Origin of the sequence: Acidiphilium rubrum, from assembly GCF_900156265.1 — a bacterium.
GTDB lineage: Bacteria > Pseudomonadota > Alphaproteobacteria > Acetobacterales > Acetobacteraceae > Acidiphilium > Acidiphilium rubrum.
In genome coordinates, this window is sequence record NZ_FTNE01000001.1 from 181528 (window position 1) to 207726 (window position 26199).

General features: G+C 65.7%; 24 protein-coding genes. 16 read left to right on the top strand and 8 right to left on the bottom strand.

Annotation, left to right across the window (positions count from 1 at the left end):
• Window positions 1-560: 560 nt before the first annotated feature.
• Entirely contained in the window at window positions 561-1511 is a 951-nt protein-coding gene (lpxC, locus tag BW994_RS00790; protein ID WP_245594151.1) for a UDP-3-O-acyl-N-acetylglucosamine deacetylase, read from the top strand.
• A gap of 14 nt (window positions 1512-1525) precedes the next feature.
• On the opposite strand, the gene BW994_RS00795 is transcribed toward lpxC, so the two are convergent.
• Both BW994_RS00795 and crtD read right to left on the bottom strand, forming a co-directional pair.
• Window positions 1526-2461 (bottom strand): carotenoid 1,2-hydratase, encoded by a 936-nt coding sequence (locus BW994_RS00795; RefSeq protein ID WP_029312388.1) that lies wholly within the window; start codon window positions 2459-2461, stop codon window positions 1526-1528.
• Window positions 2458-4008 carry a 1-hydroxycarotenoid 3,4-desaturase CrtD gene (gene crtD, locus BW994_RS00800; protein WP_245594148.1) on the bottom strand — a complete coding sequence of 517 codons (1551 nt, stop codon included), beginning with the start codon at window positions 4006-4008 and terminating at the stop codon, window positions 2458-2460. Before crtD ends, BW994_RS00795 begins: the two co-directional genes overlap by 4 nt.
• A 76-nt stretch (window positions 4009-4084) precedes the next feature.
• Here crtD and BW994_RS00805 point away from each other — a divergent pair, with 76 nt between their 5' ends.
• From BW994_RS00805 to pufC, 11 genes are all read left to right on the top strand, one after another.
• Complete coding sequence (locus BW994_RS00805) at window positions 4085-4954, top strand: polyprenyl synthetase family protein (protein ID WP_029312390.1); 870 nt, start codon at window positions 4085-4087, stop codon at window positions 4952-4954.
• On the top strand, window positions 4951-6072 hold the full coding sequence (locus BW994_RS00810) for a methyltransferase (RefSeq protein WP_029312391.1): 1122 nt from the start codon (window positions 4951-4953) through the stop codon (window positions 6070-6072). The genes BW994_RS00805 and BW994_RS00810 overlap by 4 nt, the downstream gene beginning before the upstream one ends.
• Before the next feature lie 120 nt (window positions 6073-6192).
• Window positions 6193-7131, top strand: a complete 939-nt coding sequence (gene bchC / locus BW994_RS00815; protein ID WP_029312392.1) for a chlorophyll synthesis pathway protein BchC — start codon at window positions 6193-6195, stop codon at window positions 7129-7131.
• Entirely contained in the window at window positions 7128-8096 is a 969-nt protein-coding gene (locus tag BW994_RS00820; RefSeq protein ID WP_029312393.1) for a chlorophyllide a reductase iron protein subunit X, read from the top strand. Before bchC ends, BW994_RS00820 begins: the two co-directional genes overlap by 4 nt.
• 2 nt (window positions 8097-8098) lie before the next feature.
• Complete coding sequence (gene bchY / locus BW994_RS00825; protein ID WP_051657421.1) at window positions 8099-9526, top strand: chlorophyllide a reductase subunit Y; 1428 nt, start codon at window positions 8099-8101, stop codon at window positions 9524-9526.
• On the top strand, window positions 9526-10962 hold the full coding sequence (bchZ, locus tag BW994_RS00830; protein WP_029312395.1) for a chlorophyllide a reductase subunit Z: 1437 nt from the start codon (window positions 9526-9528) through the stop codon (window positions 10960-10962). Before bchY ends, bchZ begins: the two co-directional genes overlap by 1 nt.
• A gap of 148 nt (window positions 10963-11110) precedes the next feature.
• Window positions 11111-11347, top strand: a complete 237-nt coding sequence (gene pufB, locus BW994_RS00835; protein WP_029312396.1) for a light-harvesting antenna LH1, beta subunit — start codon at window positions 11111-11113, stop codon at window positions 11345-11347.
• A gap of 13 nt (window positions 11348-11360) precedes the next feature.
• Window positions 11361-11540, top strand: a complete 180-nt coding sequence (gene pufA, locus BW994_RS00840) for a light-harvesting antenna LH1, alpha subunit (RefSeq protein ID WP_029312397.1) — start codon at window positions 11361-11363, stop codon at window positions 11538-11540.
• Between the two features lie 104 nt (window positions 11541-11644).
• Window positions 11645-12481: a photosynthetic reaction center subunit L gene (gene pufL, locus BW994_RS00845; RefSeq protein ID WP_029312398.1), complete on the top strand. Its 837-nt coding sequence runs from the start codon at window positions 11645-11647 to the stop codon at window positions 12479-12481.
• A gap of 55 nt (window positions 12482-12536) precedes the next feature.
• Complete coding sequence (pufM, locus tag BW994_RS00850) at window positions 12537-13517, top strand: photosynthetic reaction center subunit M (RefSeq protein WP_029312399.1); 981 nt, start codon at window positions 12537-12539, stop codon at window positions 13515-13517.
• A complete protein-coding gene (pufC, locus tag BW994_RS00855; RefSeq protein WP_029312400.1) occupies window positions 13514-14683 on the top strand; it encodes a photosynthetic reaction center cytochrome PufC in 1170 nt (389 codons plus the stop codon). The genes pufM and pufC overlap by 4 nt, the downstream gene beginning before the upstream one ends.
• Window positions 14684-15042: 359 nt before the next feature.
• On the opposite strand, the gene rfaE1 is transcribed toward pufC, so the two are convergent.
• On the bottom strand, window positions 15043-16503 hold the full coding sequence (rfaE1, locus tag BW994_RS00860) for a D-glycero-beta-D-manno-heptose-7-phosphate kinase (protein ID WP_029312401.1): 1461 nt from the start codon (window positions 16501-16503) through the stop codon (window positions 15043-15045).
• 292 nt (window positions 16504-16795) lie between these two features.
• Here rfaE1 and hslO point away from each other — a divergent pair, with 292 nt between their 5' ends.
• Entirely contained in the window at window positions 16796-17758 is a 963-nt protein-coding gene (gene hslO, locus BW994_RS00865) for an Hsp33 family molecular chaperone HslO (protein ID WP_029312402.1), read from the top strand.
• Window positions 17755-18492 (top strand): hypothetical protein, encoded by a 738-nt coding sequence (locus BW994_RS00870; protein ID WP_139333930.1) that lies wholly within the window; start codon window positions 17755-17757, stop codon window positions 18490-18492. The genes hslO and BW994_RS00870 overlap by 4 nt, the downstream gene beginning before the upstream one ends.
• Before the next feature lie 34 nt (window positions 18493-18526).
• Here BW994_RS00870 and BW994_RS00875 read toward each other — a convergent pair whose 3' ends face one another.
• The 4 genes from BW994_RS00875 to BW994_RS00890 are packed head-to-tail and all read right to left on the bottom strand — an operon-like array spanning window position 18527 to window position 22576.
• On the bottom strand, window positions 18527-19408 hold the full coding sequence (locus tag BW994_RS00875; RefSeq protein WP_029312404.1) for an ADP-polyphosphate phosphotransferase: 882 nt from the start codon (window positions 19406-19408) through the stop codon (window positions 18527-18529).
• 14 nt (window positions 19409-19422) lie between these two features.
• Complete coding sequence (locus BW994_RS00880) at window positions 19423-20238, bottom strand: phosphate/phosphite/phosphonate ABC transporter substrate-binding protein (RefSeq protein ID WP_029312405.1); 816 nt, start codon at window positions 20236-20238, stop codon at window positions 19423-19425.
• Window positions 20235-21728 carry an aromatic amino acid lyase gene (locus BW994_RS00885; protein WP_029312406.1) on the bottom strand — a complete coding sequence of 498 codons (1494 nt, stop codon included), beginning with the start codon at window positions 21726-21728 and terminating at the stop codon, window positions 20235-20237. The genes BW994_RS00880 and BW994_RS00885 overlap by 4 nt, the downstream gene beginning before the upstream one ends.
• Window positions 21725-22576 carry a helix-turn-helix domain-containing protein gene (locus BW994_RS00890; protein WP_029312407.1) on the bottom strand — a complete coding sequence of 284 codons (852 nt, stop codon included), beginning with the start codon at window positions 22574-22576 and terminating at the stop codon, window positions 21725-21727. The genes BW994_RS00885 and BW994_RS00890 overlap by 4 nt, the downstream gene beginning before the upstream one ends.
• 102 nt (window positions 22577-22678) lie before the next feature.
• Between BW994_RS00890 and BW994_RS00895 the strand changes: the two genes are divergently transcribed.
• Entirely contained in the window at window positions 22679-23629 is a 951-nt protein-coding gene (locus BW994_RS00895; protein ID WP_051657422.1) for a fatty acid desaturase, read from the top strand.
• Window positions 23630-23653: 24 nt separating this feature from the next.
• Here the strand turns inward: BW994_RS00895 and BW994_RS00900 are convergent, their stop codons facing one another.
• Window positions 23654-24607: an aldo/keto reductase family protein gene (locus tag BW994_RS00900; RefSeq protein WP_029312409.1), complete on the bottom strand. Its 954-nt coding sequence runs from the start codon at window positions 24605-24607 to the stop codon at window positions 23654-23656.
• Window positions 24608-24701: 94 nt separating this feature from the next.
• On the opposite strand from BW994_RS00900, the gene BW994_RS00905 reads away from it, so the two are divergent.
• A complete protein-coding gene (locus tag BW994_RS00905) occupies window positions 24702-26135 on the top strand; it encodes a pyridoxal phosphate-dependent decarboxylase family protein (RefSeq protein WP_029312410.1) in 1434 nt (477 codons plus the stop codon).
• Window positions 26136-26199: the final 64 nt, after the last annotated feature.

A 26199-nucleotide genomic window follows, 5' to 3' on the forward strand; every position in this document is an offset into this window, starting at 1 on the left:
AAGCGCCAGCCCAGCTTCATGGACCAATACAAAATCAACCCCGACGGCAGCATCGACTTCACGCCGGAACAACTCCACGAAATCCTCGGCCCACCCCCACCGCCCGTGCCGCCCTGGCACCAGCCCTTCGTCCCCTCCTTCAATGTGAAAAAAATGTGGCGCAAAGGTCCATGATTTCGCACGCCCAAATCGTTACGATAACGTAACAAATATACCGAAAAACAAGAGAAGTCCCTCTTTTTTAAAAAAGAACGGTGTCTTTCTTGGTTTATTTGGTGACTGCATCGGATGCGCGTGCGTCCAATCGCGTTGCTTTGCGGCTGGATGCGCGCACGTTCGCTCACGGGATATCGGCGTGTTACGGAGAGATACATAAAAATGCCGCAATTCCAGGTGGTTATGGCGAAATAATCAGAAATATTGATTGATTTCTTAACCAAAGCTTCACGGTATAGTGTGCGCTGCAACGAAAGACAGGTTTGGGCCCGGGTTTGTGCGGGTCGGTGGTGGGTTTGGCATTTTTTGGAAGCTGGTTGGGTATGGATGGTGGTTTGAGCGGCATGATGGGGCGGTCGGCTAGTCCGTGGGATGGCGGGGCGGCTTGGTCCGGGCGGGGGGTGCGGCGCGGGTTGCGTTCGGCGATCGCTTGTCATGGCGTGGGGCTGCATAGCGGGGCGGCGGTGAGTTTGCAGCTGGTGCCGGTGGCGCCGGGCGCGGGCATTGCGGTGCGGCGGGTCGATTTGCCTGGGGCGCCGGTGGTGCCGGCTTTGTGGAATTATGTCGCGGATACGCGGATGTGTACGGTGCTGGCCGATCCGGCGCGGCCGGAGGTGCGGGTTGGCACGGTCGAGCATGTGATGGCGGCGCTGGCGGGGCTGGGCATCGATGATGCGATGATCGAGGTGGATGGGCCGGAGTGCCCGATTCTCGATGGCTCGGCGGCGGAGTTTGCGTTTCTGATCGGGTGTGCGGGGATTGCGGAGAGCGCGGTGGCGCGCGAGGCAATCGAGATTCTGCGGCCGGTGCGGGTGGTGGATGGTGCGGCGTATGCGGCGCTGGAGCCGGCAGGGCCGCGCGCGGGGGCGTTTGCGATGGCGCTGGAGATCGAGTTCGCCGCCGCGGCGATCGGGCGGCAGCGTTATGCGTGTGATCTGACGCCGGGCGGGTTTATCGCGGAATTGTCGCGGGCGCGGACGTTCACGTTTGCCGATGAGGTCGAGGCATTGCAGGCGGCCGGGCTGGCGCGGGGCGGCAGCCTTGCGAATGCGGTGGTGGTGGATGACGCGCGGGTGATGAATCCGGAGGGGCTGCGGTTCGGCGATGAATTCGTGCGCCACAAGCTGCTCGATGTGGTGGGTGATCTGGCGTTGGCCGGGGCGCCGATGCTCGGGCGGTTCGAGGGGTCGCGGACGGGGCACCGGATCAATAACATGGTGCTGCGGGCGTTGTTCGCCGATGCGGCGAATTATCGGATGGTCGGGGCGGTGAGCGAGCTGGCGGCGGTGGCTTAGGCGGTTGCGCCGGTTCAGATAAACCGCCGGGGCATGCGGAACGGTAGCATCGCCTGCACCACGGGCATTGTGAAACGATCGAGATCGAGGGTTTCGTGCACGCCATCGAGGCGCTCGCCGTCAATGGTGGTGGCGATGCGGGCGCGGGCGTAGAAGGGCGTATCCTCGAAGGCGCGCAGCAGGCGGGGTTCGGCATCGGCGTCGCAGCGGGTTGCGCGGTTGATGCGCCACCAGGTGATGGGCAGCGGGGCTTCGGGCGGGGCGTGCAGCGGTGCGGCGCCGCCGGCGGCGGTGAAGCCGAGGGACAGGGCCGTGGTGCCGCCATCGCGGCGGTTGGCGTGGTAGAACACGCGGGCCCCCTGGCGGCTTGGCGCGCGGGACCAGTTCCAGGTGGAGAACGCGGTGTGCATCGGGGCGTCGCCCTCGTTGCGGTCGAAATAGGCGTCGCCTTCCCAGGACAGCGCGGGTTTTTCGAAGGTGACGCTGATGCGTGCGCAGGGCGCGATCGGCTGCCACCGGTGGGCGGCTGCGGCATCGAGTGGGTAGATGCTGGGTTCCAGCGCTTTGGGGTGCAGGGTGATGGTGCCGCGCATGGGTTGCGGGATGGGGGTGGTGAGTTCGGTGATGCGGGCGGTGAGGCGGTTGCCGTTCCAATCGAGCCGGCTGGGGCCGATGCCGAGCGTGCCGGGTTCGCGGATCAGGCTGCGGCGGCGGCGTTCGGTCATCGCCCAGAGGGTGCGGCGCGGGCCGTAGAGGGCGAGGTTGATCGCGACGTAATCCTCGGGGTCGGCGCCGCCCGGGGTGCGGCGGTTGGCGGCGGCGTAATAGGGCGAGAAGACCGAGCCGATGAAGGCGATCAGGGTGAGGGCGTGCAGGCCGTCATCGCTCAGGGCATCGACGTACCACCAGGCGTAGCCGCCGCGGGGGATGGGGTGATCGAACCGGATCATCGGCGGTCCGCGGTGAGGGCGGTGGCGGCGAAATGGCCCGACAGGGCGGCCATCGGCAGGCCTGGTCCGGGATGGGCGGAGCCGCCGGCGAGGTAGAGGCCGGGCAGCGATGTGCGGGCGGCGGGGCGTTGGAACGGGTCGCGCCAGCCGGCAAGGTCGCGGCCGTAGAGCGCGCCGCCGGCGCCGGGGAATTTTTCGTGGAACTCGACCGGGCCGGTCATGCCGGCATCGATGTCGGTGAGGGTGAGGCCGGCGGCGGCGAGGCGGGCGGTGACGCGCTGCCAGAGGGCGGCGATGGCGGCGGCATCCGGCGTGCCGCGATCGCCGGTGGCGGGGGCGTTGACCAGGATGAGCAGGCGTTCGGGCGTGGTGGGCGGCGATTCGGTGCGGTCGCCGGTGCGGTCTTGCGCGCAGAGGTAAATGGTGGGGTCGGTGGGCAGGCGGGCGCGGGCGATTTCGGCGAATTCGGCGGCGTAGTCGGCCGAGAAGAAGACGTTGTGATGGCTGAGCGGAAAGCCGCTGACCCGGGCGGTGACCTGCCAGGTGACGGCGGAGAGCGAGCGTTTGGCGTCGCGCAGCCTGGGCGGGATGGCGGCGCGTGCGGCAGCGCCGAGGGCGCCTGCGCTGATCGCGCCGAGTTCGGTGTTCGCGATGACGGCGGAGGCGGCGAGGGTGGTGCCGTCTTGCAGGCGGATGCCGCTGACGCGGCCGTGTTCGACCAGAATTTCAGCCACCTTGGTGTTGTAGTGGAAGACCGCGCCGAGGCTGGTGGCGCGGCCGGCGATCGCCTCGGCGAGGCGGCGCATACCGCCCGCGATGCGCCAGACGCCGGCCTGTTCGGCATGGGCGATCAGCATGAGTGTGGCCGGGGCGGCGAAGGGTGAGGCGCCGGAATAGGTGGCATAGCGGGCGAAGAGCTGGTGCAGATGCGGGTCGGCAAAGCAGGTGCCGAGGGCATCCCACAGCGAGGCGAAGGGCGAGGCCGCGCGGAAGGCGGCGAGGCCGGTGAGGCCGGCATTGCGCGTCACGCCGATCAGGCTGGGGGCGGGGTTGTGCATGAAACTGGCATCGAGCGTGCGGTAGATGGCTTCGCTGCGGGCGCGGAAACGGCGGAATGCGGCAGCGGCGGGCGCGCCGATGGCGTGGCTGATGGCGGCTTCGCTCGCGGCGGGATCGGCCAGCAGATCGAGTTGTGTGCCATCGCGCCAGTGATGCCGGGCGAGGATGGCGAGCGGGATGAGGGTGACGTGATCGTCGAGCCTGGTGCCGGCGCGGGTGAACAGAGCGTCGAAGATTTCGCGCATGGTGATGACGGTGGGCCCGGCGTCGATCTCGGCGGCACCGATGCTGACGGTGCGCAATTTGCCGCCGGGGGCGGCGGCTTGTTCCAGCACGACGACGCGATGGCCGGAGGCGGCGAGTTCGAGCGCGGCGGCGAGCCCGCCGATGCCGGCGCCGATGATGATGACCGGGTGGTTTGGGGTGGTGGGAATCGGGCGCGGCCTTCTGCGGGGGATCGGGAGCGAAATTGCTTGACGAACTGTCAATCAAATAGCACAGTCGCGAGTGACAATCAAAGTTGACACATGCGGCTCGGTCCGCATGAGCGCCGGGAGGCTTCTGATGGATGCCGTAGCACTAATCGAGTCCACCCTTACCACCGCGATGCTCCGCGCTGAAGCGGGTGACGCGCCGCCGAAACTGGCGGCCGCGATGCGCCATGCGGTGTTTCCGCGCGGGGCGCGGGTGCGGCCGCGGCTGTGCCTGGCGGTGGCTACGGCATGCGGGGCGCGGGATTTCGATGCGGCGGCGGCGGCGGGTGCGGCGCTCGAATTTCTGCACTGTGCTTCGCTGGTGCACGATGATCTGCCCTGTTTCGATGATGCGCCGATCCGGCGTGGCAAAGCCTCGGTCCATGCCGCGTTCGGCGCGCCGCTGGCGGTGCTGGCGGGTGATGCGTTGATCGTGCTGGCGTTTCAGACCCTGGCGCTCGGCTGTGCCGGGCAGCCGGGGGCGCTGGCCGGGTTGGTCGGCATTGTCGCGCAATCGGTCGGCATGCCGGGCGGCATTGTCGCCGGGCAGGCGTGGGAGAGCGAGGATGATGTCGATCTGGCGCGGTATCAGCGCGCCAAGACCAGCGCCTTGTTTGCTGCTGCCGCGATGGCGGGGGCGGTGAGTGCGGGTTACGCGCCGGCGGCGTGGCGGGCGCTGGGCGAGAATTTGGGCGATGCGTATCAGATTGCGGATGATCTGTGCGATGCGGCCGGCGATGCGGCGGTGTGCGGCAAGCCGATCGGCCAGGACAATGCGTTGCACCGGCCCAGCGCGGTCGCGCAATACGGGATCGACGGGGCGCTCGATCGGCTCGATGCGATCGCCGAGGCGGCGGCGGCATCGATTCCGGATTGTCCCGGGGCGGTGCCGTTGCGCGCGTTGATCGTGCAGGAAGCCAAGCGCCTGGTGCCGAAGGCGCTGGTGCGCGTGGCGGCATGACCGTCGCCGCCGTGGTCGGTGCGGCCCCGCTGGGTTGGCGCGACCGGTTGCACGCGATGCGTAACCGGTTGTTGGCGAGCCCGCGGTTTCAGCACTGGGCGGCGGCGTTTCCGCTGACCCGGCCGATCGCGCGGCGCGAGGCGGCGGCGCTGTTCGATCTATGCGCCGGATTTGTCTATGCGCAGACGCTTTCGGCCTGCGTGAGCCTCGATCTGTTCGAGCGACTCGCGGCGGCACCGGTTGCGATCGGCACGCTGGCGGGTGAGGCCGGCATGGCGCCGGAAGCGATGCTGCGGCTGGTCCGCGCGGGTGCGGCGCTGCGCCTGCTCGAGACCGATGGCAGCAGCGCGCAGCTGGGGCCGCTGGGCGCGGCGCTGCGGGGCAACCCTGGCGTTGCCGCCATGGTGCGGCATCATGCGCTGTTGTATCGCGACCTTGCCGATCCGGTGGCGCTGCTGCGCGGCGAAGCGAGCGCGAGTCTTGCCGCGTTCTGGCCGTATGAGCAGGCAACTGACGAGCGCGCGCTTGCGTATTCGGCATTGATGGCGGCGACGCAGCCGATGATCGCCGGCGAGATTCTGGCGGCCTATGATTTCCGGCGGCACCGGCGGCTGCTCGATCTGGGTGGCGGCGATGGTAGTTTTATCGGCGCGGTCGCCAAGGCGGCGCCGTTGCTGGATGTGATGTTGTTCGACGTGCCGGCGGTTGCCGCACTGGCGGAGCAGCGACTCGCGGCGGCGGGGTTGGCGGCGCGCAGCCGGGTGCTGGCGGGCGACATGCGTTGTGATGTTTTGCCGCGCGATGCCGATATCATCACGCTGGTGCGCGTGCTGCACGATCATGACGATGCGCAGGCGATGGCGATTTTGCGCAATGCGCGGGCGAGTCTGGCATCGGGTGCGACCGTGATGGTTGCTGAGCCGATGGCCGGGACCAAGGGCGCGCAATCGATGGGCGATGCCTATTTCGGCCTGTATCTGTTCGCGATGGGCAGCGGCCGGCCGCGCCGCCCGGCCGAGCTGGTTGCGATGTTTGAAGCTGCTGGCTTCATCGGTACGAAACTGCACGCCACCCGCCAGCCGATGCTGGCGAGCGTGATGACGGCGGTGGTGCCGTGATGCCGCTCGGTTTCTTTGCGGACGAGTGTAAGTTTAGGTTGACAATCAAGACTGTCACGGTATTCTTACACTTGTGTCCCGGCAATCCTCGGGCACAGCACTCCACTGGGAGGACGTGCATTGCTCGATAGTCTCGCCGTCATCATCGAAGAACCGAAACATGTCGCCGTCCGCCGCATCGCGCTCGATGCACCGGGAGCGGGCGATGTGCTGGTCGAGATCGATTACAGCGGTGTGAGCTCCGGTACCGAGAAACTCATCTGGTCGGGCGCGATGCCGCATTTTCCCGGCATGGGCTATCCGCTGGTGCCGGGCTACGAGGCGGTGGGCCGGATCATCGATGCCGGGGCTGAGGCGTCATCGCGGATCGGCGAGCACGTGTTCGTGCCCGGTGCACGCTGTTTTGGTGAGGTGCGCGGCTTGTTCGGCGCCAATGCGAAGCATCTGGTGGTCGGCGCCGATCGGGTTGTGACGGTAGCGCCGGATCTGGGTGATCGCGGCGCGCTGATCGCGCTGGCGGCGACTGCGCAACACGCGCTGGCGGTGGCAGGCGGGGCGCCTGAACTGATCATCGGGCATGGCGTGCTCGGCCGGTTGATCGCGCGGCTCGCGGTGATCGCGGGTGGTGAACCCACCGTGTGGGAGACCAACCCGAATCGGATGGACGCTGGTAATGGCTACAGAATTTGCCATGCGGACGATGATGCGCGGCGCGATTATCGCCGGGTGATCGATGTCAGCGGCGATGCTGCGATTCTCGATACGCTGATCTCGCGCCTGGCACCGCAGGGTTTGATCACGCTGGCCGGGTTCTATGCCGCACCGATGCAGTTTTCCTTCGCACCGGCCTTCATGCGCGAAGCCCGCATCGCCATCGCCGCGCAATGGCAGAAGGCCGACCTTGCCCATGTGACCGATCTGATCGCGACGCGGCGGCTCGACCTCGATGGTCTGATCACGCATCGGGTACCGGCGCATGAGGCGGGCGGTGCTTATCATACCGCTTTCGGAACGGATACTTGCTTGAAACTGCTCATCGATTGGAGAGACGCATCATGAATGCAACCACTGGCCGCATCGCCCCCGATATCGAGGTGGGTGCCAGCGTGGCATCGCCCAAAAAGACCCAGATCATCGCGATCTATGGCAAGGGCGGCATCGGCAAGAGTTTCACGCTTGCCAATCTTTCATACATGATGTCGCAACTTGGCAAGCGGGTGCTGCTGATCGGGTGTGATCCGAAGAGCGACACCACCTCGCTGCTGTTCGGCGGGCGGTCCTGCCCAACTATTATCGAGACCTCGTCGCGCAAGAAGGCGGCGGGTGAGCCCGTGCTGATCGGCGATGTGTGCTTCAAGCGCGATGGCGTGTTCGCGATGGAACTCGGCGGACCGGAGGTCGGTCGCGGCTGCGGCGGGCGGGGCATCATTCACGGGTTCGAACTGCTCGACAAGCTCGGCTTTCATCAATGGGATTTCGACTACGTGCTGCTCGATTTCCTGGGCGATGTGGTGTGCGGCGGGTTCGGTCTGCCGATCGCGCGTGACCTGTGTCAGAAAGTCATCGTGGTCGGTTCGAACGATCTGCAATCGCTCTATGTTGCCAATAACGTTTGCTCAGCGGTCGATTACTTCCGGAATCTGGGTGGTAATGTCGGCGTCGCGGGCCTGGTGATCAACAAGGACGATGGCACCGGCGAGGCGCAGGCGTTTGCCGAAGCCGTCGGTATTCCGGTGCTCGCCGCGATCCCGGCCGATGAGGACATCCGGCGTAAATCGGCGAATTATGAAATCGTCGGCCAGTTGGGCGGTCAATGGGCGCCGCTGTTCGAGGCGCTCGGCGTGCAGGTGGCCGAGGCGCCGCCGATCCGTCCGAAGCCGTTGAGCCATGATGCTCTGCTCGGCCTGTTCAAGGGCGATGCGGTCGGTCGCGGCGTGACGCTCAACCCCGCCAGCCTTGAGGATATGTGCGGCTCGACCGTGTTGAACAAACCTTCGCTCGAAATCGTCTACGAGGGCGCGTGAGCATGAGCCCGCCCGATGGCATCGCAATGCCTGCCAAGCCTGCTGCAACCGGCTGTCACGGTGGTGCGGAAACCATGCAGGATGCGGCGCGTGCGGCCGGGAAATCGGCAATGCTGGATCGGCTTGCGGCCGATTATCCAAAAGGGCCGCATGATCAGCCGCAATCGATGTGTCCGGCGTTCGGCAGCCTGCGCGTTGGCCTGCGGATGCGCCGGGTGGCGACGATTCTGTCAGGCTCGGCCTGCTGCGTTTATGGCTTGACCTTCACCTCGCATTTCTACGGTGCGCGCCGCAGCGTGGGCTATGTGCCGTTCGATTCGGAAACGCTGGTGACCGGGCAGTTGTTCGAGGACATCCGCAAGGCGGTGCGCGAGACCGCACGCCCGGCCGAATATGATGCTGTGGTGGTCATCAATCTTTGCGTGCCCACCGCTTCGGGCGTGCCGCTCGATTTGTTGCCGAAAGAGATCGATGGCGTGCGCATCATCGGCATCGATGTGCCGGGATTCGGTGTGCCGACCCATGCCGAGGCGAAGGATGTGTTGGCCGGCACGATGCTGCGCTACGCCCGCACCGAAGCCGAGGCCGGGGCGGTGGCCAGCCCGCGCACCAAACTCGCCGATGGTCAACGCGTGACCCTGATCGGCGAGTTGTTTCCGGCCGATCCGCCGGTCGTTGCAGCGATGCTGGCGCCGATGGGACTGGCGATCGGGCCGCAGATTCCCGCGCGTGAATGGCGCGATCTGTATGGCGCGCTCGATTGCAGCATCGCGGCCGCGGTGCACCCGTTCTATACCGCCAGCATTCGCGAATTCGCCGCGGCCGGACGGGCCATCGTCGGCTCGGCACCGGTGGGTGAGTCCGCCACCGCCGACTGGCTCGATGCGATCGGCAAGGCGGCCAATATCAGTGCAAAAACCATCGATATCGCCAAGGCGCAGGCGCTCGCGCCGATCCGCGCGGCGATGGCGGCGAACCCGACGACCGCGCGACTGATCGTGTCCGGTTACGAAGGTTCGGAGTTGCTGGTGGCGCGCTTGTTGATGGAAGCCGGTGCGACGGTGCCTTATGTCGGCACCGCGCTGCCGCGCACGGAATGGAGCGAGCCTGATCGCGCCTGGCTCGAAGCGCAGGGAACGCATGTGCAGTACCGCGCCTCGCTCGAACAGGATATTGCCGCGATGCGTGATGTGAAGCCGGATCTGGCGATCGGCACCACGCCGCTGGTACAGGCGGCGAAGGAGCAGGGCACGCCGGCGGTGTATTTCACCAACATGGTCTCGGCCCGGCCGGTGTTTGGCACCGCGGGGGTTGCGGCCTTGCCGGGGATCGTGGCGACGCAATGCAAGGGCCGCGAACGGTTCAGCCGCATGGTCGGGTTTTTCGAAGCGCCGGGTTCGACGAAACCCGCCAAGGCGGAGGTCGTCTGATGCTGGTGCAGGACCACGACCGGGCGGGCGGCTACTGGGGTGCGGTTTACGTGTTCTCGGCGATCAAGGGATTGCGCGTCGTGATCGACGGGCCGGTGGGCTGCGAGAATCTGCCGGTGACCGCGGTGTTGCACTATACCGATGCGCTGCCACCGCATGAATTGCCAATTGTGGTGACCGGGCTTGATGAAGATTCGCTCTCGATGACCGGCACCGAAGGGCCGATGAAGCGCGCCGCCGCGATCGGGGACCAGAAAATTCCGGCCGTGGTGGTGACCGGCAGTATTGCCGAGATGATCGGCGGCGGCGTGACACCCGAGGGCTCGAACCTGCGCCGGTTTCTGCCGCGCACGATCGATGAGGATCAGTGGCAGAGTGCCGATCGTGCGCTGGTCTGGCTGCATAGCGAATTCGGCAATCTCAAGGCGAAGCGCCCTGAGTTGAAGGCTGAAAAACCGCGCGTTAATCTTATCGGGGCGATTTACGGTACGTTCAACATGCCGTCCGATCTGGCGGAAGTGCGGCGCCTGGTCGAAGGGATTGGCTGCGAGGTCAATCTGTCGTTTCCGCTCGGGTCGCATTTGAAGGATACGCCGAGACTCGCCGATGCCAGCGTCAATATCTGTCTGTATCGCGAATTCGGCCGTAAATTATGCGAGGAACTCGGCAAGCCGTACTTGATGGCGCCGTTCGGCATTCACGCCACCACAAATTTCCTGCGAAAGCTCGGCGAACTCACCGGGCTCGATCCGGAACCGTTCATCGCGCGTGAGAAGGAGACCACGATCAAGCCGATCTGGGATCTGTGGCGCAGCGTGACGCAGGATTTTTTCGCGACCGCGAGTTTTGCGGTGGTCGCGACGGAAACCTACACCCGCGGGCTGAAGCGGCTGCTTGAGGAAGATTTAGGCATACCCTGCACATTTTCCTTCGCGCGCAAGCCGGGCGTGAAGCCCGACAACGATGCGGTTCGCGCGGCGATCGCCAAGACGCCGCCGCTGGTTTTGTTCGGCTCGTTCAACGAACGGATGTACGCCGCCGAGCGCGGTGGCCGTTCGATGTATATTCCGGCCTCGTTTCCGGGTGCGATCATCAGGCGCGCCACGGGCACGCCATTCATGGGATATGCAGGGGCAACCTACGTTGTTCAGGAATATTGCAACGCCTTGTTCGACGCGCTGTTCACCATTTTGCCGCTGGGCACCGAGCTCGACAAGATCGATGCGACGCCGGCGAAAGCCGATACCGCCGATCTGTGGGATGCCGGCGCGCTCGCCGCACTCGATCGTCATCTGGCGGATGAGCCTTATCTGATCCGCATTTCTGCGGCCAAGCGCCTGCGCGATCGTGCCGAGCGCTGCGCGCAGCATGATGGATCGCCGCGGGTGACCGAAGCCCATGTTGTCACCGCCTTGCGTGAGAGGGAGCTCGCATGAGCCCCGCGCGCCAACAGATGCCCGCCGTTCTGGCCGGGCCACCCCATCGTTCGCAGTCCCATGGGCTGCGGCCGTCCCCCCGCGCGGGGTCCGCGCGGAACTGGTCTGACCCGGCAACGTGCCAGTCCATATCGAGGATACCTCTATCATGTCCATGACCACACAAGATCGGGAGGGCTCGCTATCGGGTCTGACCGAGCGCGAAGCCAAGGAGTTTCACTCCATCTTCGTGATGAGTTTTATCGGCTTCGTTATCATCGCTGTGATCGCCCACTTCCTGGTATGGCAGTGGCGCCCGTGGATCCCGGGTCCGCATGGCTATGTCACCGGGTTCCTTACCAACGCTCACATCGGGGTGAAAATGCTCACCTCGCATATCGGTTGAGGGAGGACATACCATGTGGCGCATGTGGCTTCTGTTCGATCCGCGCAGGGTTCTCACCGCACTCGGGGTTTTCCTGTTTGCGCTGGCCATCCTGATTCACTTCATCCTGCTCAGCACGCCACGGTTCGACTGGCTCGGCGGAGCACCGGCGATGACGATGCAACAGCAATCGTCGATGCCTGCAAACAAGTAACGGGGGCGACAGCCCTTCGCCAACCCCGGTGACCGCCAGACGATCGGGCGGCGCCGGGGGAAGGGCCCCCAACTGCGAGTTCAAGAGCGACAAGGAACAGCCCGATGGCAATGCTCAGTTTTGAAAGAAAATACCGCGTCCGCGGCGGCACACTGCTCGGCGGCGATCTGTTCGATTTCTGGGTAGGGCCGTTCTACGTCGGTTTCTTCGGGGTCATCGGCGGATTCTTTACCCTGCTCGGGACCGCCCTGATCATCTGGGGTGCCGCGATCGGCCCCACCTGGAATATCTGGCAGATCAATATCGCCCCGCCCGATCTCTCCTACGGGCTCGGCTTCGCCCCACTTGCCCACGGTGGCCTCTGGCAGATCATCACCATCTGCGCGGTCGGCTCCTTTAGCTCCTGGGCGCTGCGCGAGGTCGAGATATCGCGCAAGCTCGGCATCGGTCTGCACGTGCCTGCCGCGTTCAGCGTTGCCATTTTCGCCTATGTCACGCTCGAAGTCATCCGCCCGCTCCTGATGGGCGCCTGGGGTGTCGGGTTTCCCTACGGCATCATGTCGCATCTAGATTGGGTGTCGAACACCGGCTACAACTACATCAATTTCGAATACAACCCGATGCACATGGTCGCGGTGACACTGTTCTTCACCACCACCTTCGCGCTCGCGCTGCACGGCTCGCTCGTGCTGGCCGCGATCAACCCGGCCAAGGGCGAAGTGGTGAAATTCACCGAACATGAAGACACGTTTTTCCGCGATTTCATCGGCTATTCCATCGGCACGCTGGGCATCCACCGGCTCGGCCTGTTCCTGGCCCTCGGCGCGGGGTTTGCCAGCGCCGCCTGCATCCTGATTTCCGGACCGTTCTGGACCCAGGGCTGGCCTTCATGGTGGGGTTGGTGGTTGCATCTGCCGATCTGGCAATTCGGCGGTCACTGAGCACCGTGATGAAAACGCCGTCATCCAATAACATCCCGTCAGTAGGGAGGCTGTAATGCCCGAATACCAGAACATCTTCACCCGGGTGCAAATCCGCGGACCTCTGCACGATGGCGTGCCCGCCCCCAGCGGCATCTGGGGCCGGCAGGGCAAGCCGTTCTTCAGCTACTTCATGGGCCAGATCGGCAATGCCCAGATCGGGCCGATCTACCTCGGAACCCTCGGCATCGCCTCGATCGCGACGTTCGTGATCGCGTTCGAGATCATCGGCCTCAACATGCTGGCCTCGGTGAACTGGAACCCGATCCGCTTCGTGCGCGATCTGCCGTGGCTTGCGCTCGAACCGCCGGCACCTTCCTACGGGCTGCGCCTGCCGCCGCTGCAGCATGGCGGCTGGTGGCTGATGGCCGGGTTTTTCCTGACCACCTCACTTATTCTCTGGTGGGCGCGCATCTATCGCCGCTCGCGCCAGCTTGGCATCGGCACGCATACTGCCTGGGCGTTCGCCTCCGCGATCTGGCTCTATCTGGTGCTCGGCTTCATCCGCCCGCTGCTGATGGGCAGCTGGGGTGAGGCACCGCCGTTCGGCATCTTTCCGCACCTGGACTGGACGGTTTCGTTCTCGCTTCGTTATGGAAATTTGTACTACGACCCGTTCCATATGCTCTCGATCGTGTTTCTGTACGGTTCGGTCCTGCTGTTTGCGATGCACGGTGCGACCATTCTGGCGGTGAGCCGGTTCGGCGGTGAACGTGAAGTGGAACAGACGGTCGATCGTGGCACCGCCTCGGAGCGCGCCGCTCTGTTCTGGCGCTGGACGATGGGGTTCAACGCCACGATGGAATCGATCCATCGCTGGGCCTGGTGGTTCGCGGTGCTGACCACGCTGACCGGCGGCATCGGCATTCTGCTCACCGGCACGGTGGTCGATAACTGGTTCCTCTGGGCCGTGAAGCATCACGTCGCACCGCCCTATCCGCATGTTTACGGCCATGTCGCCAATCCGATCACCTCGGGCACGGGAGCGCAACAATGAGACTGACAATCCCGCTCGTCGCCCTGATCGGCGGCCTGGCGCTCGCCGTCCTCGCGGTGCTCACCCTGCAACGCCCGCCCATCCACGTCGAACAGGATGGCTATCGCGGCACCGGCATTCAGTTGATCTCGAGCCCGGCCGCAACGGCGGCCGCCTTCGCGATCAACCAGGCGCCGGAAGCGCTGCCGCAGAACAACGCGGGTCCGCCGGCCGGCAGCATCTACAAGAACGTGCAGGTGCTGAAAAACGTGCCCGCCGGCGCCTTTGCCCGCATCATGGTGTCGATGACGCAATGGGTCGCCCCGAAGCAGGGCTGCGGCTACTGCCACGTCAGCGGCAACTTCGCCTCCGATGCGAAATATACCAAGCGCGTCGCCCGCCGCATGATCCAGATGACGATCTATACCAACGCCGTCTGGAAATCCCACGTCAAGAACGTGGGCGTGACCTGCTACACCTGCCATCGCGGTAACAACAACCCGCAATATGTCTGGTTCAAATCGGTCGAGCCGCCGCACGCGACCGGGCTGATGGCAACCGAAACCGGCGAGGCGCGGCCCTCACTCGCGGCCGATGGCTCGGCGCTGCCCTATGATCCGTTCACGCCCTTCCTGGTCGGCAAGCCCAAAGGCGGCGTGAATGCCATGATCAACACCGCCGGCACCACCGCCCTGCCGGATGGCAACCGCATGTCGATCCAGCAGACCAACTGGACCTACGCGCTGATGATGAACTTCGCTACCTCACTCGGCGTCAATTGCGAATTCTGCCACGAATCACGCAACTTCGGCTCGTGGTCGGAAAGCACGCCGAAACGCGTGACCGCCTATTACGGGCTGCACATGGTGCGCGGGCTGAACAACAACTACATGGTTCCGTTGACGGCCACCTTCGCGCACAATCTTCTTGGTCCGTCCGGCGATGTCGCCAAGGTGGATTGCTCGACCTGCCACCAGGGGCTCGCCAAGCCGCTGTATGGCGCACAGATGGCCAAAGCCTTCCCCTACCTGCAAGGCCCGGCCACGCTGGCCGATGCCTCGCCGACCTCGCCGGCTGCCAGCGGTGAAGCTGACCCGGCCATGATCACCATGACGAGCGCACCGGCCGCCGCAGCGCCGGCCACCGCTGCTCCCGCACCGGCTCCCGCGGGGCAAGCGGGCAAATAACGCCCAACGCATGGTGTCGAAAAGGCGCGGGCCGCTGGGTCCGCGCCTTTTTTTGTGGCTGATGCCGGGGGGTGGGGAAAGTAAGCAAGGCCAGGGGCTCTCCCTCCGGAGCCATTCCAGCGATGAAGAGCATCGCTGGAACCTTCGGCTCCTCCGCCCCTGGACCCCCTTAAAGGCGGAGCCTTTAAAATCCATTCGTTTTAGGCAAGGGGAGGGCGCTGCCTCGGTGGTTCAACTGATCTGGCCTGGGTCGCCCTCCCCTCGCCTAAAACTAGCGGGTTCTAAGGGCTAAGCCCTTAGTGGGGGTCGAGGGGGCAAAGCCCCCCGCCTTGCTTACTTTCCCCCCCCCCCCCCCCGCATCAGCCGCGTAAGCGCTGCACCGTGGCGGTGGTTGAGTGGCCGGCCAGCAGGTTGGCGAGCATGACTTTGCCGCCCCAGGATTCGACTTCGCGCGCGCCGACCACGGTGTCGTGTGTGTAGTCGGCGCCTTTTACCAGCACGTCTGGCCGGATGACATCCAGGACTTCCAGCGGCGTATCTTCCTCGTAGATGACCACGAGATCGACGCTGGCGAGCGAGGCGAGCACTGCGGCGCGGGCGGCTTCGGGCTGCACCGGGCGGCTTGCCCCTTTGAGGCGGCGCACCGAGTTGTCGGCGTTGATCCCGACGATCAACCGGTCGCACGCGGCGCGGCATTGTTCGAGCAGATGGATATGGCCGGGATGCAGCAGGTCGAAGCAGCCGTTGGTGAAGCCCACGCGCCAGCCGCGTTGCCGCCAGCGTTCCGCGGCTTCGGCCGCGACCTGGCGCGTCACCACCTTGCGCAGCGCGCCGGATGCTGGCTTGACCGCATCGATCAGATCGTTCGGCCGTGCGACCGCGGTGCCGACCTTGCCGACCACCAGCCCGCCCGCGATGTTCGACAACCGGGCCGCGACTTCGAGCGACAGGCCTGCCGCCAGCCCGGCGGCGAGCACGGCGACCACTGTGTCCCCCGCGCCGGAGACGTCGTACACTTCGGACGCCTCGGCCGGATAATGCCGCTCGGTGGTTGCGGTGATCAGGCTCATGCCATCTTCGGCACGGGTGCACAGCACCGCGCCGAACCCGAATTTCGCGATCAGCCCGCGCGCCGCCGCGACGATCGAGGGTTCGTCATCGAGGTCGAGGCCGGTGGCCGCGGCCAGTTCCCGCCGGTTCGGGGTGATCACGTCCGCACCGGCGTAATGCGACCAGTCCGATCCCTTGGGATCGACCACGACTTTTCGCCCGATCGCGGCGGCATTGGCGATCAGCGCGCGTGCCAAATCGGGTGCCAGCACCCCTTTGCGATAATCCGACAGCACCGTGACCGAGGTGGCCGCCATCGCATCCGAGGCGATTTTCAGCAGCCGCTCGCCGAGCTTGGCCGGCAGGGCGGTGATCAGTTCACGATCGGCGCGGATCAGATGCTGGCCGGCGGCGATATAGCGGGTCTTGACGGTGGTGGCCCGGCCGTTTTCCACCAGCAGCCACGGCTCGACATTCGGTTGCCCGCCGATCAGCGCGGTCAGATCGGAGCCTTCCTGATCATCGCCCACCACCGAGACGAAGGCGGTGGCCGCCTCCAGCGCTGTCAGGTTGCGCACCACATTGCCCGCGCCGCCGGGCATCGAAATTTCGCGCGTCACCGAGAGAATCGGCACCGGCGCCTCCGGGCTGACCCGCTCGACCCGGCCATAAACGTAACGATCCAGCATCAGATCACCGACCACCAGCACGCTCGCGCGCGCCAGAGAGTGAATCGCCGCGATCAGATCGCCATCGTCATGCTCCGTCATGGCGCATCGCTACCGTGCAGCGGCACGCGGGGCAAGCGGTTTGATCGATGGTTGCGCCCACATGCGGTTTTGGGCTTGGGGTGTGTGCGCACGGCATCGGGAAGGGCAGGAAGCACTTCTTTTTTTGTAAAAAAAGAAGCAAAAAAACTTTTTTGATCTGGGACTGGGATGGTGACATGGCTCGTGCCTTGAGTCGGAAAGTTTTTTGCTTCTTTTTTTCAAAAAAGAAGACCTTTCTTCCTGCTCGACGCGGGCAATGGCAAAATGCCGCGCGTGCCTCTATCTATGGGCCATGAGCACGCTGCCCCATTTTCTCGACCGTAACCGCCCCGATGTGCCCGACCTTGCGGTGCCGCGCGGTGTCACGCCGTTTTTCCTGCCGAAACAGCCGGTTCGCGGCCGACTGGTCCGGCTTGGACCGCTGGCGGATGCGCTGCTGACCCGGCACGACCATCCGGACGCGTTGCGCACCATGCTGGGCGAAGCCTTGGCGCTGGTCGCCGGGTTGGCTACCGCGCTGAAATTCAGCGGTACGTTTTCGCTCCAAGCAAAGGGCGACGGACCGGTGCCGATGCTCCTGGCCGATTGTACCGATGCCGGCGCCCTGCGCGGCTACGCCCGCCTTGGCGAGGATGCCGCCATGCCCGAAGCGCCCACCGCGCGCGCGTTGATGGGCGATGGCTACCTTGCCTTCACCGTCGATCAGGGGCCGGACACCGAGCGCCACCAGGGCATCGTCAGCCTTGAAGGCGATACGCTGGCCGATATGGCGCTGCATTATTTCGCAACCTCCGAACAGCTCGCCTGCGCCATCCATCTCGCCTGCGCCGAAACACCGGCCGGGTGGCGGGCTTCCGCGCTGATCATTGAACGCATCGCGGGCGCCGGCGGCATCGACCCGGAATTGTCGGAAGAGGCACAGGAAGAATCCTGGCGCACGGCCAAAATCCTCGCCGCGACCATCACCGAGGCGGAATTGCTCGACGACGCGCTGCCGCCCGACCGGCTGCTGTACCGCCTGTTTCATGGTGAGGGTGTCGCGGTCGATCGGCCGCGCCCGCTCGCCTATGGCTGCCGCTGCTCGCGCGCCCGGCTTTCCGACGTGCTGCACGGGTTTTCCGAAGACGACCTCGATCACATGACGATCGATGGCGACATCACCATGACATGCGAATTCTGCAACGTCGATTTCCGCTTCCCGCGGGCCGATATCGCGCCCGCCGAACCAGCCGAACGCCGGGAGGACCACCCATGAAGCCGATCAGTCTCGCCGTATTTCTTGCCCTGGCAGCCCCACTCGGCCTGGCGGCATGTTCGAGCGGCCCACCGGTGCAGACCAGTTTTCCCGAACTGCAATACACCTATTTGCCGCAGATCACCCTGAAGGTTGCCAGCGTTTCGGTGCGCGATGAATATCTGCCGGGCCCCAACGCCGCGCAGATGATCGCGGCGGCGCCCGAGGCGCCGGCCGCCGTGCTCGAGCGCATGGCCCGCGAACGATTGATCGGCGATGGCAGCCCGGGTGCGGCGACGTTCACCATCAAGCGCGCGGCGCTCGAACAGGTGGGCGATAATCTCGAAGGCACCATGACGGTGGAACTCAGCGTCAATACCAGCAACGGCCAGCGGGTCGGCTATGCCGATGCCACGGTGTCGCGCAGCGAAACCGCGCCTTCCAACGAAACGCCCGATCGGATGCGCGCCGCGCTCTATGCGCTGACCAAGCGCATGATGGCGGATATGAACGTCGAACTCCAATACCAGATCCAGAAGAGCCTGCCCGACTGGCTCGCCTATAGCCCCACGCCCGGCATGGCCCCCGCCGCGTCCACCCTGCCGCCCACCTACAACGCCAATAACGGCATCGTGGCACAACCGCTCGGCGGCTCGGCCCCGGCCACCGGCGCCAGCCCCGCGCTGGTCGGCCCACCGGCCGTGCCCGGCCAGACCCTTGGCACCATGCCACTGCCCAGCCCGCAGGTGCAGTGATGCTGGCGTGGATGCCCCCCATCCATCGACAGCGTCAGGCGAGCAATTGTTTGCGGATCTCGAGCAGGGCGGCGCGCCGTGCGTGGTCGGTGCGCGGGTAGTTCATATCGAGCGCGGTCAGCGTGTCGAGAATGATCTGTGACACGATGAGGCGGGCGTTGTGCTTGTCATCGGCCGGCACGACGTACCATGGTGCCTCGGCGGTGCTGGTCGCATCGAGGCAGGCTTCGTAGGCGGCCTGATACTGGTCCCAGAAGCCGCGTTCCTCGATGTCGGCGGTGCTGAATTTCCAGTTCTTTGCCGGATCGTCGATCCGTGCGAGGAAGCGCTTGCGCTGTTCATCTTTCGACAGGTGCAGGAAGAATTTGATGATTCTGGTGCCGTTCAGCGTCAGGTGATGCTCCAGATCGTTGATCGAGCGATAGCGGGTATCCCAGAACGCGCCCATGTCGTGCGGATTGTCCGGCGGCGGGTCGGGCAGGGCCTCGCTGGTCAGAATGTCGGGATGCACCCGCGTGATCAGCACTTCCTCGTAATAGGAGCGGTTGAATATGCCGATCCGGCCGCGTTCGGGCAGGTTGCGGGTGGTGCGCCACAGAAAATCATGCTGCTGTTCCAGCGCGCTCGGGTGCTTGAAGCTGAACACCTGGCAGCCCTGCGGATTGACGCCCGACATCACGTGCTTGATCACGCCGTCCTTGCCGGCCGCGTCCATCGCCTGAAAGATCAGCAGGATCGCGTGGCGGTTCGAGGCGTAGAGGAGCTGTTGCAAGGCGCTCAACTGATCGACATGGTCGGACAGCAGTTTTTTGTAGCTCTTCTTCGAATCGAAAAACGGCTCGATTTCGGTTGGCAGCTTGTGCAGCCGGACGGTGTCGCCGGGTTTGATGCGGAAGCGGTGCGGATCGATTTTCAAGCCAGTCTCCTCGCTCAGCCGAGTGCCGGATACCCCCGCGCCGCGGCGGCTTCGCCCATCGTGCGGATCGGCGCGTAATCGGCGGCGGTGAGCCGCGCGATCCCTTTGATATGCAGGATCGCGCGGACACTGGCCAGTGACGGATCGTCCATCACAGCCTCCAGCGCCGCGATCATGCGCTGCACCACCTCATCTTGCGTCGCGGCGGCGGTGACCAGCGGCAGGCCGGGCGTGGTGGGGGAGCGGCACAGCACGCGGGTGCCGGCGCATTCGCCGGGTGCGTGATCAGCCAAAAGCCCGTGCGTCACGCAATCGATCGCGGCGATATCGGCCGCACCGGTGCGGACCGCGCGCAGGCTGTCGCGATGCGCGCCGGTCACCAGCACGCGCCGGAAAAACGATGGGCCACCGGCGACCGGTGCCACCACCGCGCGCAACGCGCTCATGCCGGATTGGCTGTTCCAGCCGTTGATCGCGGCGATGCCGCCGCGCAGATCGGCAATGCGCTGGGCCGGATGATCGGACCGCACGATGATGAGGCTGCAATAATCCGCCCCATCGCAGCCGGGCAGATCGTAGCACGGGGTTGCCACCAGACGGACGGTTTCGCGCAGCGTGGTCATGAACGGCAGGCCGCAGGTCTGCGCCAGTACCAGGGCCGGATCACGCCAGATCGTCTCCAGCGGTCGGTCATGCGCCAGCGCGTCCGGCACCTGTGCGATGCCGTCTGCCCGCATCCGGTCGCGGATCGCCTGCCACAGCCGATCGATCGCCGGGCGCAATTGCGGCAGATCGTACATCGCAAGGCTGGCAACCGGCGCGGCGCTCATGACGCGGCGATAACAATGGCGCGCGCCGCACTCAGGTCGAAAATTGCCTCGCCTTCCACGCCGATCGGCAGCAGCGGCCGCAGGGCGGTGAACAGCGGTCCGGTGCGGGCACCCAGCGTCGCGGGAGCGATGCCGCGCCGCGCGATCGCCCAGGCGGCACAGACCGCCTCGATCGTGGCGAGGTTCCACGCCGGTGCGAGCATCTGTTCGAGCTGATCGACCGCGACCGGCGCGTTGCCCGCCACATCCTCGACCCCGTCGCCCAGCTGGCCGCGAAAATTCAGCACCGCCGGGTTCGCCGCCTGCCGCACCGATGCGAGGCAACCGGCGGCGATGTGACCGAGGTTGAGAAACTGTACCCCGCCATCCGCCGCGTCGTGCCCGGCCAGCCCGGTGGGCAAGCCGCTGAACTGCGCCCATTGGATTTTATGGATGCGCTCGCCCGCGGCATCGCACAGCCTGGCCAAAGCGAGCCGCAGCGTATCGAGCGTCAAGGCCAGCAGCGTGGTGTCCATGTTGCCGTGCGAGATGAACGGGGCCGGCGCGTCATCGCCCCACAGCACCAACGGATTATCGGGGATCGCGTTCAACTCCCGCTCCCAGGCGTCCCACGCGAAATCGAGCGCCGCCGCCGCCGCGCCGTGGATTTGCGGCACGCAGCGAAAGCTCAACGGGTCCTGCAACAAGCGGTTCACCCCGCCGGCCAGCAGCGCGCCACCGGCCAGCGCCGCGCGCAGGCGCTGGCCCACCGCACTCTGCCCCGGCTGGCCGCGCGCCTGATCGACCGCCTCGCTCCATGACGCCGCATTGCCCTGAAACCCTTCGAGCGACAGGCAGGCGACGAGGTTTTGCACCGCGAACAGCCGCCGCGCCTCGGCCAGCGCCAGGCTGCCGAGGCCGAGGGTGAAAGCGTTGCTGTTGAGCAGCGACAGCGCCTCCTTCGCGGCCAGCCCATCGAGCGATGCCGCGCCGCGCCCGCCGGCGCCGACGCCAGCGCGGCCGATGATGCCGAGCGATAATTGGCTCATCGCAACGATATCCGACATGCCCGACGATGAGCCGAGTACCGCATCCGGCAAGTCATCCGCCTGCAACCGCGCCAGCAGCGCATCGACCAGCACCGGCCGCACGCCGGTACGCCCTGACGCCATGATGTGCAGCTGGATCGCCAGCGCCGCCCGCACCCCGGCGCGGCTGGCGCGCGGAGCCGGCGCGATCGTGGCATGGGCGGTGATCAACCGGTCGTTGAAGGCGGCGATGGTGGCGGGATCGACCGCGAAATCCTTCTGGCTGCCCACCCCCGTCGTCACGCCATAGGCGGGGATGCCGGCGGCGACGATGCGCTCGACCACGGCGCGTCCGGCGGCGATGCGGGGCACGGCGGGCGATGCGAGCGCGGGCGTGGCACCGCCGTGGGCGAGCGCTTCGAGGTCATCGATGCTGAGGCGCGCGCCGAGCTCGACGATCGGCGCCTTGGCGGTCTGGCTCAATCCGGGGGTACTTTCAGGTTAGAGAAAAACGCCGCGATGTCGGGCGGTTGCACCACCGCGCCGCGCACCAGCTGGTCGAACCGGCGGATCAGGGCGCGGATATGCTCGGTCCAGGTGAACACGAAATAAAATCCGCCGACGAACACGGCCGCGCGCGTGGTGCCGAACACGGTGAACGGCACGGAATACAAATCGCGCCGGTCGAACAGGAACAGCCGGAAACTCGGGTACAGCTCGCGGCTGAGGGTCTGGATGCGCGCGATCTGTTCGGCCCGGTCAACCGCCGCCAGACCGGCCCAGACACCCCGGCCAGCGGCGAATTCCTCGATCGCCTGGACCGCGGCGCAGGCTTCGATTTCGGTTTCCGGGCGTTGCAGATATTCCAGCCGGCTGGTCACGCTGTCCCAGCGGGGCGGCGCATCGCCGCTCGCGTGGCGATATTCATGCATCAGCACGGCTTCGGTCTTCAACAGATCGGGGAAGCCGACCGGCACGGTGCGGATCTTGTTGCCGGCGGTCTCGACCATCCATTGAAACATCCGGTCATCGATCGGCAGACCCTCATGCGGTTCGATCTGCATGATCTCGCCGAAACTCGCCTGGGTCACCTGTTCGCGCAGATTGAGCCCGAGCAGCCAGTCGGTCGAGACGCCGCAGGCGGTGGCGATCGCCACCAGCGTTTCCGCGCGCGGCAGGCGAGGGGTCTGGTCGCTGAGCAATTGCGTCAAGGTCGATCGATCGAGCCCGGTGGCGCGGGCAAACGCCGCCTGCGTCATGCCGCGCTGGGCAATCACGTCGAGCAGGCGGTCGCGAAACGCGGGCGCGGCGATCCGGCGATCAGGAACCATGGTGGATCATCATCATCGTGATGTGTGAATTATCATCACATGACGCGTTCTGTCTACAACTCGCACGTTTCCATCAGTTCATTCTGATTTTAAACCGACCCCATGCTCCCGATCGATTCGAAACCGCATGCAAAACCCCACGCAACCCAGATCGTTCCGGCCATCGAATGGCCGACGCTGGGACTGACGATCGTGATTTACGGGCTCTGGCTTGGCCTGACCTGGTTTCATGCGGCAATTCCCTGGCCGCTACTGCTGATCGGTGGGGCGTGGATCATCGCCTGGCATGGCTCGTTGCAGCATGAGTTGATCCACGGTCATCCGACCCGCGTCGCCGCGGTCAATCGGGCGCTCGGCCTGCCCGCGCTCGCGCTGTTCCTGCCGTTCGATCGGTACCGCGCCTTGCACATCGCGCATCATCGCAACGAATATCTGACCGATCCGCTGGAAGATCCCGAAACCTATTACTGGACGGCGATCGGTTGGCACCGCCTGCATCCGGCGGCGCGGATCATCGTGCATGGCTCGGCGCGGCTGGCCGGGCGGCTGCTGATCGGGCCGCCCTGGATGATCACGCGGTTTTTATTGCATGAGTCTGGTCGCCTGTGGCGCAATGAGCCCGGCGTGCGCGCCGCCTGGGCGGTGCATCTGCCGATCGCAGCGCTCATCGTGGTCTGGGTCGTCGCGGTGTGCGGCATCAGCCCGCTGCACTACGCGCTGCTGTTCATTCTGCCCGGCACCGCGCTGCTGCTGATCCGCTCCTTCGCTGAGCACCGCGCCGCACCCGATGCGGCGCACCGGACCGCCGTGGTCGAAAACGCCCGGCTGCTCGGCTGGCTGTTCCTGTTCAACAATCTGCACAGCGCGCATCACGAGCGGCCCGGCCTGCCATGGTACCGGCTGCCGCGCTGGTATCGCCAGGAGCGCAGCCGGCTGCTGCGCGATAACGGCGGGCTGGTCTACCAGGGCTACGGCGATGTCATCCGCCGCTACCTGATCCACCCGCATGATCAGCCGGTTCACCCGTTCGATCGCGAGGTGAACCGGCCCTGATCAGGCCGCTTGCAGCGCCATCGTTCAAGCCGCTTGCAGCGCGGGCATCATCAGCGCTTCGGCGCGGGTGAACAGCGCCGGATCGACCTTCGCGTCCGACGCCTTGATGTTCTCGTCGATCTGCGCGGGGCGCGATGCCCCGATGATCGCGGCGGCGACATTGGGCTCGCGCAGCACCCAGGCGAGGGCGAACTGCGCGAGCGTCAGCCCGGCCTGCTGGGCCAGCGGCTGCATGGCCTGCACCGCTTCGAGCACCGCGCGCCGCTCGGTCAAATCCTGCAGGAAATGGCCCATGCTGGCGCTGGTCGCGCGCGACCCGGCCGGCGGCTTGGCGCCGGGGTGGTATTTTCCGGTCAGAATACCCTGGCCGAGCGGGGACCAGACGATCTGCGAAATGCCGTGGGCGGCGCAATAGGGGATCACCGCGTCTTCCGGCTTGCGCCAGATCATCGAATATTGCGGCTGGCTGGAGACGAATTTCGCAACCCCCATCATCTCGGTTGCTTCGCGGATTTTCTCGACCGGCCATTCGGAAAACCCGACATAGCGGGTCTTGCCGGATTTCACCGCTGCGGTCAGCGCTTCCATGGTTTCATGCAGCGGCGTTTCGGGATCGTAGCGGTGGCATTGGTAGAGATCGACATGATCGACGCGGAGCCGTTTGAGCGACGCATCGAGCTGTTTTTCGATCTGCGCGCGCGACAGGCCCTTGTCGGTCTCGGTCATCGGAAAGAACAGCTTGGTCGCCAGCACGTAGCTATCACGCCGCACCCCGGCGAGCGCCTCGCCCAGCACGGTTTCGGCGGCACCCTTGCCGTAGATATTGGCGGTGTCGATCAGTGTGATGCCAAGTTCCAGCGCGCGTTTGACGCAGGCGATCGACTGGTCCTTTTCGACGCCGCCGGAATAGGTCAGCCACGAGCCGAGCGCGATGTCCGATACGGTCAGGTCGCTGTCGCCGAGTTTACGGTATTGCATGAATGTCTCCTCAAATGTCCGCACGACAGATTGCGTCGCAACCGGCCGGGCGCAACCCTTTACCGCCGTACCGCCGCTCGATAAGCACGCGGGCATGACCACACTCGACCCTGACGATTGGAGCGGCCTGCGCGCGCTCGGCCATCGGATGATGGACGACATGATCGACCGGCTGGCGGGATTATCGGCCTCTCCGGTCTGGCGCCCGATGCCACCATCGATCCGGTCGGGCTTTACCGCCGCACTGCCGGTCGCAGGCACCGGGCCGGAGGCGGCCTACGCGCGGTTCACCGAAACCATCGCACCCTATGCATCGGGCAACACCCATCCGCGCTTCATGGGCTGGGTGCAGGGCGGCGGCAATCCGGTCGGGATGCTGGCGGAATTGCTCGCGGCCGGGCTGAACGAGAATTGCGGCGGGCGCGATCACGTCGGCCTCGCGGTCGAACGCCAGGTGATCGCCTGGTCCGCCGCCATGCTCGGCCTGCCGGAGACCACCGGCGGTCTGATGGTGACCGGATCATCGATCGCCAATTTCATCGCGTTGCTCTGCGCGCGGCGGCGCTTCTGCGGCCCCGCTGTCCGGCGGGACGGCGTGGAAGGTGCCCCGCTGGTGGGCTACGCACAGGAGGGCGTGCACCGCTGCGTGCCCGGCGCGTTCGACATGGCGGGGTTGGGCAGCGCCGCGCTGCGCCGGATCGGCACGGATGATTCGGGGCGGATCGACCTCGCAGCACTGGAGGCGCGGATTATCGCCGATCGCGCGGCCGGGTGTGCGCCGTTTCTGCTGGTCGGCACGGCCGGCAGCGTCGATATCGGCGCGATCGATGATCTGGCCGCACTGGCCGCGGTCGCGGCGCGGCACGGGCTGTGGTTTCATGTCGATGCCGCGTTCGGCGCGCTGCTCGCGTTGTCACCCAGCCGCGCGGCGCTGCTCGATGGCATCGGGCAGGCGGATTCGGTCGCGTTCGATTTTCACAAATGGGCGCAGGTGCAATATGATTCCGGCTGCATCCTGGTGCGCGAGCAACAATGGATGCTCGACAGTTTCGCGCAATCCGCCTCGTATTTGACCAACACGGCGCGCGGCCTGGCGGGCGGCGCGCCCTGGCCGTGCGACCTCGGGCCCGATCTGTCGCGCGGGTTTCGCGCCCTGAAAGTGTGGATGACGCTCGAGGCCTATGGCACCGCGCGGCTGGGTGCCATCGTCGATCATGGCTGCGACCTCGCGCAACGCCTCGCGGCAACGCTTGCGGCGAGCCCGATGCTGGTCCTCGCCGCCCCGGTCGCACTGAACATCGTGTGTTTTCGCTATGACGACGGCGGGCCGGACCTCGATGGGCTGAACAGCGATCTCGCGGCCGATCTGCAGGAGGCGGGGCAATTCGTCGTCTCGACCACGCTGATCGGTGGCAAGCGTGTGCTGCGCGCCGCCATCGTCAATCACCGCACTACCGAAGCCGATGTCGATGCCCTGGTCGCGGCGATCTGCGAAGCCGCGCAAAACCGGCGGCATCGATCGGCCTGACCGATCGGTTCGATCACGCCGGACGGATGGTTGAGCCCGATCATCCCCGCCATAAAGGGGCCAG